Genomic DNA, 15,918 nt, shown 5'->3' with positions numbered 1-15,918 from the left:
GCCCGGCGCTGCGCGGCCGGTGATCCGCTGCCGGTCACCCGGCGGGCGCCGCCGGCGGGGCGGGCCGGGCGCGGCTGGTGACGCCGTTGTCCGAGGTTGCCGGGGCGGCGGCGACGCCCAGGGCCTGCCCGATCGCGATGACGATCAGCAGCCACTCGTTGGCGTGCACGCCGCCGAGGATCACCGTGGCCAGGACCTGAAGGCCGGCGAGCAGCGAGGCGACGGCGGTCTTCGTCCACCGGTACCGCGGAGCCAGCGGTACGACGTAGACGCCGACCGCGCTGGCGGTGGCTATCGCGATCGCCACCCACTCGTCCGGGTCGACGACGCCGTCGCCGGAGGATTTCGCATAGAGGGCGGTGAGAGCCGCGAACGCGGTCGCGGCGAGTGCCTTGCCGTACTTGTCGAAGAACGCTTCCACGCCGCATTTCCGACTGGGCGTCGAACCTGTCCCGCCGACCGACGCTGGGCGACACCTCGACTATAGCCACGGAGGTACGGCAAAAGGCCAGCTCAGGATATGCATGATCTTGATTCAGGCCAGTGTGGACGCCGAACTGTCGGTGATCCGACCCGATGGCCGCTCCGGACCGGTCCCGACGGCTCCCGTCTCGCGGACGAGGGGCGGGAGTCGATTGTCGCCGGCCCGGTTCAGGGTCTCGCCGCCGGGCAGAGGAGTGGGTCCACCAGCGGAAGTGAGATCGGGTCCAGGCACACGGTGATCAGCTGGGGCCCGCTCGGCGGTGGTGCGCCGGTCGGCGGCGGTGCCGTGCTCGGCGGCGGTGCCGCGCTCGGTGCCGCCGTGGTGGGAGCCGGACCGGTGGTCGGCCGGACGGTGGGAGTCGGCCCCGGCCCGTGGGCCCCCGTCGCCGGTGCGTCGGTCCCGGGATCCCGCGGCGCGACCACCGGTCCGACATCTGTGGGTCGGCGCATCTTCTGGTCGTCCGGCGTCGCGCCGGGGCGGGTGCTCGGCGACGGGCCGGTCGTCGGCGTCAGCGGATCGGAGGCGCGGGACGGTTCGGCGGCGACGGGCGGCCGGGCGGCGCCGGGGCCCGAGGCGCCGGCCTCCGCCCGGTACGGCTCGCCGGTCGGCGCGGAGCCGAAGACACCGGTGCCCAACGCGACTGCGGTCACCGCCATGGCGACCGCCGTGCCCGCTCGGCGGTCCGGCCGCAGGGCGGTCAGCGGTGCGTCCGCCGGTCGGGCGGGCGGCGGTGGCGTCGGCCGGGCCGCCTCGTGGGCGGCGAGGAGGTCGTCGATCTCGGCGGCGACGGCGGCGCGCTGCCCGGTGGCGGCGGCGAACGCCAGGGTGAGATAGAAGCGGGCGTTCAGGACCGACATGGGCGGAGCCAGGAGCCCGGAGAGGCGACGACCGTCGACGGTGTGCAGTAGCGACAGCGGGGCGTCGGGATGGTGCGCGAGCCCGGAGACGTCCGCGTACCGCCACTCACGCTCGGCGTGCGACCCCGAGAACGTCACCCGCCGATCCGTCACCACAGCCGTGCCGGCATCGAGAACCCGCAGGCCCCGAAGTCTCCTCCGCTCAGGTACGTCGGGGCGTACGCCGGTCGTCACGCCGGGGACCGGGAGCCCGGGGGAGTGCCGGGCCGAGACCTCGACCAACTGCGCCGCCGGCACGACCCGGTAGATGACCTCGCCGTCCTCGAACTCCACCGGCAGGCCGGCGGCCGGGGGCGGGCAACCGCGGAAGCCGGCCGCCTCGATCCGCAGTCGCACCAGGTGATCATGATGTCGCTGCCAGGCCGAGGTCGCTTCGACGTACGCCTGCTGCCGCCGGCCGTCCTCGAGGCGCGCCCACGTGATCCGCCACCGGGCGGCATCCACCGTTACCGAGCCGTCGATGACCGCTGATGTCGCCGTCACACGTGGTACAACCCGTCACGCACCATGAAGGACACGTCACACGGCGTTAATTCCGATTAGTCCTGATGGTCGGGTCCGGTGTGGACCGGGCGGACCGGCGAGGTCCGCGTACCGCCCTCGGAGCCGTCGGCGGTCGACGGGGCGTACAGTCCGACGGTGATCGAGATCGAGGTCGACGGGGAGCTGTATCACCCGCCCACGCGGGTCTGGCAGGCACTGACGGACGGGGATGTGGTGGGCCGTTGGTTCGCCGATCTCCAGAATCCGTCCGGAGCGCTGGAGGGCCCACGCCTCAGGACCGGAGACCTGCCGGGCTTCGAGGCCGCTGTCGACGTGACCGTGCTGGACCGCGAGGCGCCCCTGCGGCTGGCGATGCGCTGGCACGAGGCCGGCCGGCGGAGCCAGGTCACCTGCACCGTCACCCCGACCGCTGCCGGCTGCCGGCTGACGGTGCGGGAGGTCCTCGAGTACGGCACCTGGTCGGCCGAGCTGCACGCCGACCGCGTGCGGTGCTACCGGCAGGCCGTGGGCGGCCGACTGCCCGCCATCCTGGACTGGCTGGCGTTCCAGGAGGTGAACCTCCGGTCGGGCGACGAGGTGGCGAGCAGCGAGGTGTCGGGGGCCGGTCCGGCCGTTCCGGTGGTGCCGGCCCGGTCACGCCGCCGATGGGCGACGATCGGGGTCGCGGCGGCCTGCGCGCTCGTCACCGGGGTGGCGCTGTGGGTGCTCGCACCGGCGGACCCGCGACCGGCGGACGCCGTGGCTGACCCGGCGCCCGCGCTGATCGCCGGGCCTTCGCAGGGAAGCCCCTCGGCGGCGTCCGCGCCGTCGCGCCCCACCACCGGCGCGACCAGCCGGGCCGTCCGGCCCCGCGGCACGCCCACGAAGGGAACCACCCCCAGCCCGTCGGTCAGCCCGTCCCCGGCGGTCCGCCTGACCGCCCGCTACGAAACCTCGTCCAAGCGGATCCTGGGGTGGACGGGCGAGGTGGAGGTCAGCAACCACGGCGCCGCTCCCGCTGCCTGGACCGTGGTGGTGACGCTGGCCCGTGACGGCACCGTCCTCGACGCCAGCGGCGCGACCTGGCGGCAGGACGGGGAGAAGGTCACCTTCTCGGGCGCTCCGGTACCGGCGGGAGGATCCCTGACCTTCAGCTTCGACGTCCGCGACACCCGGGCCGCCGGACCGGAGGCGTGCCGGGTGGGCGAGGCCGCCTGCGCGGGAGTGTGAGGTTCCGGCCGGGACGGCGGCCGGCGAGCCGTCACCGCCCCGACGGTCAGTCCCGGCGATCCTCGTCGGGCGTCGGGATCTCCTGGTTCTGTTCCTGGGCGTCCGCCGGGCTGACGTCGCCCCGTCCCGCGTCGGCGAGGCCGGCGCCGGCACTCGGTGGCGTCAGGACGCCCTGCTCGGCGAGGTCCGCCTCGGTGGCCTCCGGCACCGCGTCCGACACCGTGTCGGCGGGGCCCACCACCATCTCGTCCTGCCGTTGCTCCTGCGCGTCCGCCTCCGACGCCTCGGGCAGCGGGTCGATGTCCCCCCGGTCCGTCGTCATCACGACCCCTCCCGTCGTCAGGCCTGCCGCCGGGCGTACGGCGCGGTCTGGTCGGCGACGTCGCCGTACTCCGCGGGCAGTTGGGTGACCACCTGCTCGTAACCGGTGGGGCCGAGGGCGTCCCGGAGGACGTCGAAGACGGCCGTCACCCCGTCCCGGGCGCGGTCCACGTCGACGTCGGCGCGGCCGCTGACGCGTTGGACGAACACGTCGAGCCCGAACCGCTCGCCGGTCTCGCTGCCGCCGAAGGCGTACGGCCGCAGCCCGGCGGGGAGTTGGCCGGCCAGGTCGCGCGCCTCGCCGCCGTCGATCCGTTCGGCCAGCGTGGTCAGGGTGGCCTGTGTGACAGCGGTGGCCTGCTCCGACGACATTCCGGACCGGGTCGCCACCAGGGCGAGGAACTCGTTGTCGTTCACCGTACGGCCTTCCTCTCGGCGACGGGCCCGGTGAGTTCCCGGGGGCGACGTCCGCAAACGGGCCGCCCGGTTCCGCCTGCGCACGGGCACGTGGAACGGCGGGGCGCGGACCGGAGGGTCCACGCCCCGCCGTGATCGGCTCCGCCTCCGGACGGGTCCGGCGGCGGAGCACCGGTCAGGGGTTGGTGATGCCCAGCGTGTAGCTGCCGGAGCCGCTGTACGCGTGCACCTCGAAGCGGTAGTAGCCCGCGGTGCCGCTGTAGCTGATCGTCTCGTCCGGCCCCGGGGTGTACGAGCCGGCCACGTCGACCCAGGTGGAGCCGTTCCACTTCTGGAGGTAGAGGTCGAAGTCGACCCCGGTCGGCCCGTCGAGGCAGCCGCGGTGGGTACCGGAGACGGACGAGTAGTAGTAGCTGCCGTTCGGCTGGTAGTGGCTCTGGCCGGAGGAGATGCTGCCGGTGTAGGTGGCCTCGTAACCGGAGCAACCGGTCGGCGGCGGCTCCCCGCCACCACCGCTGGTGCGCAGCGTCAGGCCGTACGCCGAGAGGATCTCGTTGACCGGCTGGAAGTAGGTGGTCCCGCCGGAGGTGCAGTTGCCGGAGCCGCCAGAGGTCACGCCCTGCGCCTGCTGACCGGCCAGCCACGACCCGCCGGAGTCGCCCGGCTCGGCGCAGGCGTTGGTGCGGGTCAGGCCGGTGACCGTACCCTGCGGGTAGTTGACGGTCTGGTTCTTGGCCTGGATCGAGCCGCAGCGCCAGCCGGTGGTCGAGCCGGAGCGGCAGATCGCCGCGCCGACCGCGGCCTCCGTGGAGCCGGCGACCGTGACGTTGCCGCCGGAGTAGTTGTTCACCCAGGGCTGCGGGGTCCAGTTCGAGTTCGTCTGGACCCAGGCGTAGTCGTTGCCGGGGAACGACGACCCGCGGAAGGTGCCCTGGGACACCTGGTTGTAGCCCTGGGTGGCGGTGCCGGTGGTGCCGCAGTGGCCGGCGGTGACGAACCCGCCGGTCACCGAGAAGCCGACCGAGCAGCGTCCGCCGCCCATGTAGTACGCGTCGCCGCCGCGGACGTCGTAGAACGTGCGCGGGGCCTCGGCGGTGGTGACGACCCGGATCGCGGCCGCGTCGACGCGGCTCGTCCGCACGAACGCCGTGGCGGCCCGGGTGTCACCGCGAGCGAGCACCACGACGGTGTTGGTGGTGACGTCGACGTACCAACCGGGGACCGACCCGGCGGGCGCCTTGGCGGCGTGGCGGTCCAGCGTGGACTTGACGCGATCGAGTTCGGCGCCGCTGCGGCCGACGATCGTCGCCCGCGCCCCGGCGGCCTTGACCCGTTCGGCCGCCGCCGTGCCGGTGACGGCGACGACAAGGCCGTCGGCGGTGAGCCAGCCACCGGCGTACGCGGAACCCAGCGACCGGCGCAGACTCGCGTCCGTACGGCTGCCCTTCTCGTCGCGGGCGATGCGGGTGCGGGCCGCGTCGGCGGTCAGGCCGAGGTCGCGCTGCATCGCGGCGAGCATCTCCGACGACGCCGCCTCCGCCCGGCCGGCGGCGCTCGTGGTGGTGGGTGACGCCGCGGCGGCGGGTGGCACCGCGATGGTGAGGGCGCCGACGGGGAGCAGCAGGGCTGCTGCCACGGCGGCGAGGCTTCGTCTCATGTCTGGCCTCCTCGGAAGCGGCCGCGGCGTGGGGGTGACGCCGCGGGCGGGACGGTGCGGCCGTGCCCGGCCGCGCCGCGCCCCTCGGGGTCAGGGGGCGCTGCGGCGGGCCCCGGTCCCTGCCGGCCGGACCGGTGTCACGGGCCGCTGGTCTCCGCGACCCGGACGCCGGCCGGTGCGGCAGGTCAGCGTCAACGTAACGAAGTTCAATAGAAATTAATCTATATTAAATGGCTCATACCGCCGGATGGTAGAGCGCACGTCGGGAGATGCGGCCCGCCGCACGGAGCAACCAGGATCCTCAGTGTCCGGGCGGGACCACCGGACACCGGGCGAGACCACCGGGCACCCGCCGGATCCGAAAGGACGCGCGAATCACATCGGAGGGCAGACACGTGCGTGGTAGACCGCAATCGGCCCCGGTCCGGCGAACGGGAACCACGCTGGCGGGACGCCTCGTGGCCGTCGGGTTGACCGTCGTGCTGGTGCTCGGCGGGCAGCCGGCACACGTGGCGGCACGTCCCGACGCTCCGCCGCCCGCGCCGGCGGCGCCGACCACCGTCCGCGACCGGGCCGCCGAGCAGACGTACGAGATCACGCTGATCACGGGGGACCGGGTCACCACGTCGGCCGACGGAACCCGGGTCACCGTCACCCGGGCACCCGGGCGGGACGGCATCCGCTTCAGCAGCTACGGAACGGGCGAGCACCGGTACGTCGTACCGGAGGACGCCCGCCCGCTGGTGACCGACGGGTTGCTGGACCGCCGGCTGTTCGACGTGACGGGCCTGGTCCGGGCGGGCTACGACGACGCGCGCCGCGGCCACCTGCCGCTGATCGTCGCCGGCGGCGCCGACCCGGCGGCCGGCCCCGACCTCCCCGGCGTACGGACGGTCCGCCGCCTGGCCGCGGCCGGCACCAGCGCCGCGCTGCTGCCGAAGTCGGACACGGGACGGGCCTGGCGGGCGATCAGCTCCGGCGCCGCCGGGATCCGGCGCATCTCGCTGGACGCCCCGCAGTCCGATCCGGCCACGTCTCCCGCCGGCCGCACCGGCCGGGGTCACGCGTCCACGGCGCAGGAGACGGAGAGCCACCAGCTCACCGTCGCGCATCTCGACGCCGACGGACGGCCGACGACCCGGGCCGAGACGACCGTGTTCGACCGGGCCGGGGAGATCCGGGCCGTGTTGCACGGGACCGGCGACACCGCCACCGTACGGCTTCCGAAGGGCGACTACGTCCTCGTGGGCGACGTGGTCGACTTCGGACGGCCGGACGCCCCCTGGCACCGTCTGGTCCAGCCCCGGCTCACGCTGGACCGGGACACCAGCGTGACCGTGGACGCCCGCCGGGCAGCGCCGGTGACCACCACCGTGCCGCGCGCCGAGGCGCGTCCGGTCCTGGTCGAACTCGGATTCGACCGTCCGGCGGCCGACGGCGCCGGGTTCCGGCTCTCGCTGATCGCCGACGACTTCGCCGGGCTGTACGCCGGGCACCTCGGCCCCGAGGTCGCCGCCGAGGAGCTGACGTCCTACCTCTCCTCGACCTGGGCGGTGCCCGGCGCTCGCGGCGACTTCCGGAACACCCCGTTCACCTACGGCCTGTTGAACACCCGGCGGGGCAGCTTCTTCACCGGGTTCCGGCGCACGGTGTCCGACGCGGGCCTGGCAACCGTGAACTCCCGGCTCAACCAGCAGGTGCCCGGGCGGCAGGCGACCAAGTCGCTGTTCTCGATCGCACCCGGCGTCACCGGCACGATCGGCTCGCTGCTGCCGTACGACCTGCCGGCCCGGGTGACGCACCACCTCGACGCGAGCCCGGTGGAGTGGAGCGCCGCGTTCGGGGAGAACCGCCCCGACGGGAACGGCCTGCCGGCGGAGGTGACCGCGCTCGGCCAGGGCTACCAGACCTACCAGGCCGGCCGGGCGTACTCCGACCGGTGGAACGCGGCCGCCTTCGGCCCGCTGCTGGACTTCGCCGGTCACGCGGGCCGGCAGGGCGACCGCATGTGGTTCGGCGTCCCGATGTTCTCCGATCAGGACGGCCACCGTGGCGGTTCCCTCACCGACTCGGCGTCCACCCGCCTCTACCGTGGTGACCAGCTCGTCGGCGAGTCGGCCGCGGTCGACGTGACGGCGACCGTGGCGCCGGGGCCGGCGGACTTCCGGGTGGAGAAGCAGATCACCCGGCCGTCCATCTCCGGGCTGTCCGCCAGGATCGACGCGACCTGGACCTTCCGGTCGGAGGGCTCCGGCGCGGACACCGAGTGGCTGCCGATCTGGGTGGTCCGGTACGCCCCCACGGTCGACGACCGCAACCGGTCGCGGGCGACGCCGGTGACGGTCCTGCCGGTCACGCTGATCCCCCAGCCCGAGGCGCGGGTGGGGACCGTGCGGCGGTTGACCGTCCAGGTCTCCGGGGACCAGGGACGCACCTGGCGGTCGGCCCGGGTGGTGCCGGCGGGCGACCGCGCGTACCGGGCGGTCTTCCGTACTCCGCCGGGCGCCCGGACCGTGTCGCTGCGCGCGACGCTCGTCGACTCCCACGGCAACCGCCTGACGCAGACCATCATCAACGCCTATCCGTTGGTCCGGTGACGCCCCGCGGGCGGGCGCACCGACACCGCGCCCGCCCGCCCTGGACTGCACCGGCTGGACGAAGGAGCACGTCATGACGGACATCCGGAGACTGGTGACGGCGGCGTCGCTGACCGCCGCGCTCGCCCTCGGGGGCGCGCCCGCCGCGGCGTACGCCGGGCCGGCGGTGGCCCCGGCAACCACGGCGGCCACGGTGAGCGAGCCGGCGACCTGCGCGACCGCGCCGAGCACGCCGGAGAAGACCCCGCTCGGCGGGTTCGTACGCAGCATCGCCCACAACACCTGCAGCTCGTACGCGGTCTTCTGGCTGCTGCGCTACGAGCCCGGCGGCTCGGGGTGGCGGACGGTGCTGGAGCGGTGGATGGAGCCGCACACGACGGCGCGGCTCGACTTCGACTGCCGGGGAACCGGCCCGTACACCTACCGCTCCGTCATGTGGGACCCGAACATGATGGGTTACCTGACGTCCCCGGACGTGGTGATCGCCTGCTGACCTCCAGCCCCCCACCGACGCCCCGGCGTGCCCCGCGCGGTCCGCCGGGGCACGCCGGTGCCGGCGGCCCGCCGCCTCGCGGCAGCGGTCCGTCCGGGTTACTCTGCGTGCTGATTCCATCACCTGTCATCGTTCATTCGAAAGGGGAACCCATGGTCGACCGTGAGCCGGTCGCGGAACCGTCCTTCGCCAGCGAGGGCTCCACACCGACGCCCTGGTCCCGGGCGCACGAGCGGCTGGCGGAGGCGGGAGAGTTCTATCTGTCCACCGTCCGGCCGGACGGCCGGCCGCACGCCGTGCCGCTGCTCGGGATGTGGCTGGACGGTGCCATGTACTTCTGCTCCAGCCAGTCCGCCCAGAAGGTCCGGAACCTTGCCGCCAACCCGCAATGCGTCCTCACCGCCGCCGGGCCCGACCTCGACCTCTCGGTCGAGGGCACCGCGTCCCGGGTCACCGACAAGGAGACCCTGGAGCGGGTGGCCGAGGGCTACGGGAACAAACACGGCTGGCCGGTGACCGTCGTCGACGGTGGACTCGACGGCGACGGCATCGGCCCGGCACCGTACATCGTCTACGAGGTGAGTCCGGCGAAGGTGATCGGCATGGACAAGGAGTCCGGCTTCAGCGCGACCCGCTGGCGGTTCGGGTGAGGGTCAGCTGAACGCGGGGCGGGGCGGCCGGGCGGTGCGACGCAGCCACCAGTGTGCGATGGCGAGATTCATCAGCCAGCTCAGCCATCCGGCCGCCTCGCCCAGGACGACCGGGTTCACGGTGACCCCGGTCAGCACGGACGTCAGGACGAAGATCCGCCCCCACAGGGTCTGCAGGGCGAAGGCGATGCTGTACGCCATCCACCTGCGGTGCTCGGCGAAGCGCCGCCGGCGGGCCATGTGCAGGCCGACCAGGCTCGTGACGATCCACCCCACGGCCGCCAGCGCACTGCCGAGAAGCCCGACCGGCACCGCGGCGAACGGCATGAGGACGAGTCCGAGCAGCGCGGACGGGACCGCCCCGGCGAACACGTACAGCCGCCCGCTGATCCGGTGCAGAGCCGGGTGGCGCCGCCGCAGCCACGGCCAGACCTGAAGGCACACCGTCACCAGCGCGATCGTGCCGAAGAGGATGTGCGCCACCACGACCGCGTAGTGCGCCGGGAACCCCTCGTTCAGCACGACCCGTGACCGGCTTGGGTCGAGGCCCAGGTAGGGCGGAAGGACGAACAGGAGGAAGGCGGCGTTCAACACCACCAACGGCACCACCCACGGCCGTCGCCACCATCGGGTGGCGGGCCGCCCGGCACCGGTCCCTCCCGCCGTCCCCGGTGGCTGGTCCGCCTGCGTCGCCGGGCCACCGACCTCCTCGACATACCGGGTCACGGTGGGCTCCTCCCAGGTCCCGGACCGGCACCCGGTGCCGGTCATGCCTCGACCTCACCTGCCGTCCCCACCGTAGGTTTCCGGTAACCGGTCGTGCTTCTTCCACCGTGCTCGGCTCAGGGAGTGGTCTCGATGCCCGGCCGGTTGGCGGCATCGTGAAGGGCACCGCTGGAAGAGTGTCCGACCTGTCTGGCACCGACTCAGTCGGTCCCCGCCACGCGAGGAGCGGCAAGGGCCACCCGGGCCGACACCGCGGCGGCGGATCGCCGGTGGTCGGCGGCCTCGTCGGGGCGGCCCAGTGCGGTGGCCAGGGCCGCGAGGTGGTCGGCGACCGGGCCGAGGGTGACCAGGCCGCTGCCCGCCCCGGCCAGTTCGTCGGCGGCGGGGCACAGGTCGGCGTACGTCCGCCGCATGGCGGCACGGTCGCCGAGGATGAGCGCGGCGCGGACGGCGAGGCAGAGGCGCGCCTCGCGGAGCAGGTCGTGCGGCGATTCAGGGAGGGCGCACAGCGCGTCGGCGGCGTCGGCGGGACGCCCGGCGGCGAGCAGCGTCAGCGGGCGGACCCACGGCTCGTGCGGGCCCCACGCGTACCCCTGCCACTCGTCCGCGTAGTCCCGCAACCTGTCCACGTCGGCGGTGACCGGGCCGGCCAGACGTAGCGACAGCAGCGCCAGGGGCAGCAGGCCGTCCTCCATACCGGACATGCCGGCGGATCGCAGGGCCGGCTCCGCAGCCCGGTACGCGGTCTCCGCCGCCGCCACGTCCCCGGTGACGGCGAGCCGCAGCGCGGCGTACCAGCGGGTGAACACGCCGACCAGCGGCAGGTCGTAGCGGTCGGCGAGCCGGTCGGCGGCGGTCGCGTGGGCGTCGGCGGCGTCGAGGTCGGCCAGCGCGCACCGGGCCTGGAGCACGATGAGGTGGCCGAGGACCTCGAAGGTCACCAGCTCGTGCCGGCGGGACAGGTCGACCAGTCCCGCCCCGATGGCGGCCCGCCGCGGAGCCAGGCCGGTCCGGGTGAACGTGTGCATGAAGCGGGCGTTGAGGGCGTACGCCAGCAGTGACGGGTTCCCCAGGCGCCGGGCGATGGCCTCGGCTTCGTCGGCGGCGCGGCGTCCCCGGTCACCGGTGGTGCCCCGCACCTCCAGGGCGAGCGTGCTCAGCAGGCGGCTGCGCTGCTCGGCCCGGTCGGCGGGCAGGGCGGCCAGGGTGCGCCCGGCGGCCTCGACGATGCGCTGGGACAACTGCTCGTCGTCGTTGCGGGTCCAGATCGCCGGCACGTCGAAGGCGGTGAGCACCTGTGCGGTCAGTTCCGGGTCGTCCACCTGCATGGCGGCGGTGAGGGCGGCGGCGCGGTGCCGCCGTGCCTCGGCAAGATGTCCGGTGACGGCGAGCGCGCGGCCCAGTCCCATCAACGACGGCAGCCGCGCAGCCGGGTCGTCGCCGCCGGTCCGCTGCCGGGCGGTCAGCGCCTCCTGCCACCATCGGGCCGCCTGGTGCGGACGCGACAGTCGTTCGGCGCGTTCGGCGGCGGCGGAGGCGTACCGGGCGGCGCGTGCGGCGGTGGCGCGGGTGCCGGCTCGGGCGAAGTGGTGGGCGAGGGTGGTGACGTCGTCCGGGTGCAGGCGTTCGACGGCCTCGCCGGCGGCGGTGTGCCAGCGGGCGCGGCGCGGCGCGGACACGTCGCCGTACAGGGTGTCGCGCACCAGGACGTGCGTGAACCGCAACTGTCCCTCCGCGCCCCGCTCGGTCAGGAGGTCGGCGCGGACCGCGGCGTCGACGGCGTCCAGGACCACGGCTTCGTCCCCGGCCAGCGCCGTGAGGATCTCCGCATCCACGTCCCGACCGAGGACGGAGGCCTGCGTCAGCACCGTTCGCGCGGCGTCGGGCAGCTGGGCCAGCCGGTGCCGGACGACGTCGCGGACGCCGGCCGGGACGGTGTCCAGCGCCGCCGGTCCCTCGGCGGCGAGCAGCCGCGCCAGTTCCCGGACGTAGAAGGGGTTGCCGCCGGTGCGCAGGTGCAGCAGCCGCGTGGCCGACGGGTCGAGGTCCGCCCCGGTGACGGCGCGGGCGAGGTCGCCGGTGGCCGGCTCGTCGAGACCGTCGAGGTACACCCGGACGGGTTCGATCCGGGCGAGCCGGGCCAGCGCGGCGGTCAGCCCGGGCCCGATCCCGGTGGCGCGGAAGAGCCCGAGGACGAGGACGGGACCGGTGACCGGCTCCGGCTCGGTCAGCAGCGCGGTCAGCAGGTCGAGGGTGTCCTGATCGGCCCGGTGCAGGTCGTCGAGGACCAGCAGCACCGGTCTCCGCGCGGCCGCCGCCGTCACGAGCGCCACGGCGGCGCGATGTCGCCGGAACCGGGCCAGCGCCGGGTCGTCGGAGCGCGACGGGAGGGGCGTGACGTCGGTCACCTCGGTCGCCAGCGCCTCGGCGACCTGGGTCCACGGCCAGGCCGCCGGAGCGTCCTCGTACTCCGGGTTCCGGCCCCAGGCCGTGGCCCACCCGGCGTCGCCCAGCCGCCGGGTGAGTGCCTCGGCCAGTGCCGTCTTTCCTGCCCCGGCCCCGCCGGAGAGCAGGGCGATCGCCGGCCGGCGCCGGCGGACGACGTCGTCGGCGGCCTGCGCGAGCCGGGCCTGCTCCGCGTCCCGGCCCACGAACACGCCGGCCCGGCCGGCACCGGTCGGCGCGCCCGCCGGGGTGCCACCGGCGGGGACGGTCCTGGTGTCCCGGCCCGCCACGGTGCCGGCCGCCGGCGCGGGGAGGTCCAGACCGGGCGCCTGGGTCAGGATGTCGGTCTCCAACTGGCGCAACCGGGGGCTCGGATCCAGGCCCAGCTCCGCCGCCAGGGTCTCGCGGGCGCGGCGCAGCGCGGCCAGCGCGTCGGCCTGCCGGCCCGACCGGTACAGCGCGGTGGCCCACAACCGCCACGCGTCCTCACGAAACGAGTGGACGGTGACGTGCTGCTCCAGCTCCACGGCCGCCTCGGCGGCCCGACCCAGCGCCAACAGGGCCTCGCCCCGCCGTTCCGTCGCCAGCATCCGCAGCTCGTCCAGCCGGTTGATCTCGCCGCGCGCCCAGGGGGCGTCGGCGAACTCCGCGTACGCCGGCCCCCGCCACCAGGCGAGGGCCTCGGCCAGCTGGTCCGCCGCCGACGCCGCGTCTCCCTCGGCCAGCGAGCGGCCCGACCCGGTGACGGTCGCCTCGAACCGCCACGCGTCCACGGCGTCGGCCGGCACGCGGAGCAGGTACCCGGGCGGCGCGGTCACCAGCAGCCGCGCCGGCTGCCGGGACGGGCGCCCGGGCTCGAGCGCCCGGCGCAGGTCCGCGACGAAGGTGCGGATCGCGGCGACGGCGCCGTCCCCCGGCGTCTCCCACAGGTCGCCGACGAGCCGGTCGACGGGCACGACCCGGCCCCGGGCGACCAGCAGGCGGGCCAGCACCGCCCGCTGCCGTGGACCCTTGAGGGGTACGGTTCCCCGCCGGTCCACCACCTCCAGCGGCCCCAGCGCCCGGAACGTCACCGCCGGTGCCCCTGCCAGCCCGGTCATGCCACCCACCCTATGCGCCGCCGATCGGTGCGCCTCCGTTGGTCACGGCACTCATCCGGCACTCATCGGCTGCTCATCGCCCGCGGGCAGAGTCGATCCCGGCCGGCACCGCGCCGGCCCTTTGACACGATCCCGAGCAGAGAGGTGTCCCCGGTGAACCCGAGGATCGAAGGTTTCGACCACCAGCGCGTCCCGGTCGGCGACGGCGTGACGCTCCACGCGGCGGTCGGTGGGTCCGGCAGCCCCGTCGTACTGCTGCACGGCTTTCCCCAGACCCACCTCATGTGGCGGCACGTGGCCGCCGACCTCGCCGCCGACCACACCGTCATCTGCCCCGACCTGCGGGGGTACGGCGCCAGCGACAAGCCCGTGGCGACCGACCCGTCGGTCTACTCGAAGCGCACGATGGCGGCGGACATCGTCGCCCTCGCCCGCGCGCTGGGCCACGACCGGTTCGCCCTGGCCGGCCACGACCGAGGGGCCCTGGTCGCCGTCCGCGCCGGTCTGGACCATCCCGACGTGGTCACCCACCTCGCCGCGCTGGACGTCCTGCCGACGCTGGACATGTGGGACGTCATGCGCGGCACCTCCGCCGCCGTCGGGTTCCACCTCTACCTGATGGCGCAACCGCCCGGCCTGCCCGAGCAGCTGATCGGCGCCAGCCCGGACACCTTCTTCGGTCACTTCCTCGACATCTGGACGCGTGACCCGGACGCCATCCCCGCCGACGTGCGGGACGCGTACCTGACGGCCTCCCGGGAGGCGGTGCCGTCCATCGTCGCCGACTACCGGGCCTCCGCCGGCGTCGACGTCGAGCACGATGCCGCCGACCGTGTCGCCGGCACCCGCCTGCGGATGCCGGTGACCGTCCTCCAGCAGGACTGGGGGGCGGCCCTCGGCTTCGACGCCGCCGCCCTCTGGCGCGCGTGGGCGCCCGACCTGCGGCACACGACCGTCTCCTGCGGTCACTTCATGGCCGAGGAGGCGCCCGCCGAGGTCGTCAAGGCCCTCCGGGCGCTACTCGACCGGTAGCGGCCGGCCCCGGGCGGACACCGTCTCCGGGCGTGGTGGCCCGGTGACGGGCCGGTGACGGTCGGCGGCGGACGCTGGGCCGTGACCGCCACTGTCCCGGTCGGCGGCCGTGCCGGTCCCGGCCGGCGCGTTCCCAGCGGCTCAGGGTTGGTGCGGCATGAGAAGACGATCCATTGTCGCCGGTGTCCTCCTCACCGTCTGCGTCGGCGTGTCCGGCCCGCCCACCGTGGCGACCGCCGCCTCCACCCACGCGTCGGCGGCGACCGCCGCCGCCTCCACCCACCCGTCGGCGGCGACCGCCAGCGGGCCGACGGGTGCCGCCGGTTGGCGGGGCGTGGACCTCACCCGCCCGGAGGTGGTCGCGACCGGGCTCGTGGTGCCCTGGGGGCTGGCCTTCCTCCCCGACGGCAGCGCGTTGGTCGGCGAGCGGAACAGCGGGCGGGTGCTGCGCGTCCGCCGAGGGGCGGCGCCGCAGCAGGTCGCGCAGATCGCCGGCGTCTTCGCCGTCGGCGAGGGAGGCCTGCTCGGGCTGGCGGTCTCGCCGCGCTTCCGCCGGGACGGCTACGTGTACGCCTACTTCACCTCGGCCGTCGACAACCGGATCGTCCGTTTCCGGCTCACCGCCCCGCAGGTCCAGCAGCCGATCCTCACCGGCCTCGCGCGGGCAAGCGCCCACAACGGCGGGCGGATCGCCTTCGGTCCCGACGGGATGCTCTACGCGGGTGTCGGCGACGCCGGCGTTGCCGCCACCGCGCAGGACCCGCGCAGCCGCAACGGGAAGATCCTCCGGCTGCGTCCGGACGGCGGTGTGCCCCTCACCAACCCCACCGCGGGCTCCCTGGTCTACAGCCTCGGCCACCGCAACGTGCAGGGCCTGGCCTGGGACTGGCGGGGACGGCTCTACGCGACCGAGTTCGGGGCGAACACCTGGGACGAGGTCAACCGCATCGTGCCGGGTGGCAACTACGGCTGGCCGGTGGTCGAAGGGGTGGCCGGCGACCCGCGCTTCCGCGACCCGATCGTGACCTGGCGGCCCGCCGAGGCGTCGCCGAGCGGCGCGGCGATCGTGGGCGGAACCGTCCTCTACGTCGCGGCCCTGCGCGGCGCGCGGCTGTGGGTCGTACCCCTGAACTTCTGGACCGGCCGTCCCGGCACCCCCACCGCGCACCTCGTCGGCGTCTACGGCCGGCTGCGCACGGTCGAGGAGGCGCCGGACGGCTCGCTCTGGGTCACCACCAGCAACCGTGATGGCCGGGGCACACCGGCGGCGGACGACGACCGGATCGTGCGGTTCCCGCCGCGGGGCTGGTGGTTCCCGCCCGCCGCCTGACCGTTGCGACCGCTCTCCGGTGGTGCGGCGGATCGG

Annotated in this window: 13 protein-coding genes; 6 read left to right on the top strand and 7 right to left on the bottom strand. The window is 74.9% G+C overall.

All coding sequences use genetic code 11. The features are described from left to right. Positions 1 to 34: 34 nt before the first annotated feature. The gene (locus ACTMS0_RS15285) at positions 35 to 421 is read right to left on the bottom strand and encodes a hypothetical protein (RefSeq protein ID WP_441155836.1); all 387 of its coding nucleotides are present in this window, start codon (positions 419 to 421) and stop codon (positions 35 to 37) included. Positions 422 to 651: 230 nt separating this feature from the next. Beyond that, the gene (locus tag ACTMS0_RS15280) at positions 652 to 1,884 is read right to left on the bottom strand and encodes a hypothetical protein (protein ID WP_441155835.1); all 1,233 of its coding nucleotides are present in this window, start codon (positions 1,882 to 1,884) and stop codon (positions 652 to 654) included. A 156-nt stretch (positions 1,885 to 2,040) separates the two neighbouring features. On the opposite strand from ACTMS0_RS15280, the gene ACTMS0_RS15275 reads away from it, so the two are divergent. After that, positions 2,041 to 3,114 (top strand): SRPBCC domain-containing protein, encoded by a 1,074-nt coding sequence (locus tag ACTMS0_RS15275; protein ID WP_441155834.1) that lies wholly within the window; start codon positions 2,041 to 2,043, stop codon positions 3,112 to 3,114. Positions 3,115 to 3,160: 46 nt separating this feature from the next. Here ACTMS0_RS15275 and ACTMS0_RS15270 read toward each other — a convergent pair whose 3' ends face one another. The 3 genes from ACTMS0_RS15270 to ACTMS0_RS15260 all read right to left on the bottom strand — a co-directional run bounded on the left by ACTMS0_RS15270 (position 3,161) and on the right by ACTMS0_RS15260 (position 5,509). Next, positions 3,161 to 3,436 carry a hypothetical protein gene (locus tag ACTMS0_RS15270; RefSeq protein ID WP_441155833.1) on the bottom strand — a complete coding sequence of 92 codons (276 nt, stop codon included), beginning with the start codon at positions 3,434 to 3,436 and terminating at the stop codon, positions 3,161 to 3,163. A gap of 17 nt (positions 3,437 to 3,453) precedes the next feature. Then, complete coding sequence (locus ACTMS0_RS15265; protein WP_441155832.1) at positions 3,454 to 3,852, bottom strand: DUF2267 domain-containing protein; 399 nt, start codon at positions 3,850 to 3,852, stop codon at positions 3,454 to 3,456. Positions 3,853 to 4,027: 175 nt separating this feature from the next. After that, entirely contained in the window at positions 4,028 to 5,509 is a 1,482-nt protein-coding gene (locus ACTMS0_RS15260) for a S1 family peptidase (RefSeq protein ID WP_441155831.1), read from the bottom strand. A gap of 458 nt (positions 5,510 to 5,967) precedes the next feature. Between ACTMS0_RS15260 and ACTMS0_RS15255 the strand changes: the two genes are divergently transcribed. The 3 genes from ACTMS0_RS15255 to ACTMS0_RS15245 all read left to right on the top strand — a co-directional run bounded on the left by ACTMS0_RS15255 (position 5,968) and on the right by ACTMS0_RS15245 (position 9,249). Further along, positions 5,968 to 8,106, top strand: a complete 2,139-nt coding sequence (locus ACTMS0_RS15255) for a hypothetical protein (protein ID WP_441155830.1) — start codon at positions 5,968 to 5,970, stop codon at positions 8,104 to 8,106. 73 nt (positions 8,107 to 8,179) lie between these two features. Next, positions 8,180 to 8,599, top strand: coding sequence for a hypothetical protein (locus ACTMS0_RS15250; protein WP_441155829.1), 420 nt, complete (start codon positions 8,180 to 8,182; stop codon positions 8,597 to 8,599). 152 nt (positions 8,600 to 8,751) lie between these two features. Next, entirely contained in the window at positions 8,752 to 9,249 is a 498-nt protein-coding gene (locus ACTMS0_RS15245; RefSeq protein ID WP_441155828.1) for a pyridoxamine 5'-phosphate oxidase family protein, read from the top strand. Between the two features lie 3 nt (positions 9,250 to 9,252). Here ACTMS0_RS15245 and ACTMS0_RS15240 read toward each other — a convergent pair whose 3' ends face one another. Together ACTMS0_RS15240 and ACTMS0_RS15235 are read right to left on the bottom strand one after the other, a co-directional pair. After that, positions 9,253 to 9,975, bottom strand: a complete 723-nt coding sequence (locus ACTMS0_RS15240) for a DUF2306 domain-containing protein (RefSeq protein ID WP_441155827.1) — start codon at positions 9,973 to 9,975, stop codon at positions 9,253 to 9,255. Between the two features lie 200 nt (positions 9,976 to 10,175). Then, complete coding sequence (locus tag ACTMS0_RS15235; protein ID WP_441155826.1) at positions 10,176 to 13,520, bottom strand: BTAD domain-containing putative transcriptional regulator; 3,345 nt, start codon at positions 13,518 to 13,520, stop codon at positions 10,176 to 10,178. A 153-nt stretch (positions 13,521 to 13,673) separates the two neighbouring features. On the opposite strand from ACTMS0_RS15235, the gene ACTMS0_RS15230 reads away from it, so the two are divergent. Beyond that, positions 13,674 to 14,552: an alpha/beta fold hydrolase gene (locus ACTMS0_RS15230; protein ID WP_441155825.1), complete on the top strand. Its 879-nt coding sequence runs from the start codon at positions 13,674 to 13,676 to the stop codon at positions 14,550 to 14,552. Between the two features lie 157 nt (positions 14,553 to 14,709). Next, entirely contained in the window at positions 14,710 to 15,882 is a 1,173-nt protein-coding gene (locus ACTMS0_RS15225; protein ID WP_441155824.1) for a PQQ-dependent sugar dehydrogenase, read from the top strand. Positions 15,883 to 15,918: the final 36 nt, after the last annotated feature.

Origin of the sequence: Micromonospora sp. H33, assembly GCF_052068455.1 — a bacterium.
Taxonomy (GTDB): domain Bacteria; phylum Actinomycetota; class Actinomycetes; order Mycobacteriales; family Micromonosporaceae; genus Micromonospora.
This window is presented reverse-complemented; position numbering and strand designations above follow the sequence as displayed.

Coding starts and splice junctions, on each gene's coding strand:
- ACTMS0_RS15250 (WP_441155829.1), top strand. CDS start 8,180: ATGACGGACATCCGGAGACTGGTGACGGCGGCGTCGCTGACCGCCGCG.
- ACTMS0_RS15245 (WP_441155828.1), top strand. CDS start 8,752: ATGGTCGACCGTGAGCCGGTCGCGGAACCGTCCTTCGCCAGCGAGGGC.
- ACTMS0_RS15260 (WP_441155831.1), bottom strand. CDS start 5,509: ATGAGACGAAGCCTCGCCGCCGTGGCAGCAGCCCTGCTGCTCCCCGTC.
- ACTMS0_RS15270 (WP_441155833.1), bottom strand. CDS start 3,436: ATGACGACGGACCGGGGGGACATCGACCCGCTGCCCGAGGCGTCGGAG.
- ACTMS0_RS15225 (WP_441155824.1), top strand. CDS start 14,710: ATGAGAAGACGATCCATTGTCGCCGGTGTCCTCCTCACCGTCTGCGTC.
- ACTMS0_RS15235 (WP_441155826.1), bottom strand. CDS start 13,520: ATGACCGGGCTGGCAGGGGCACCGGCGGTGACGTTCCGGGCGCTGGGG.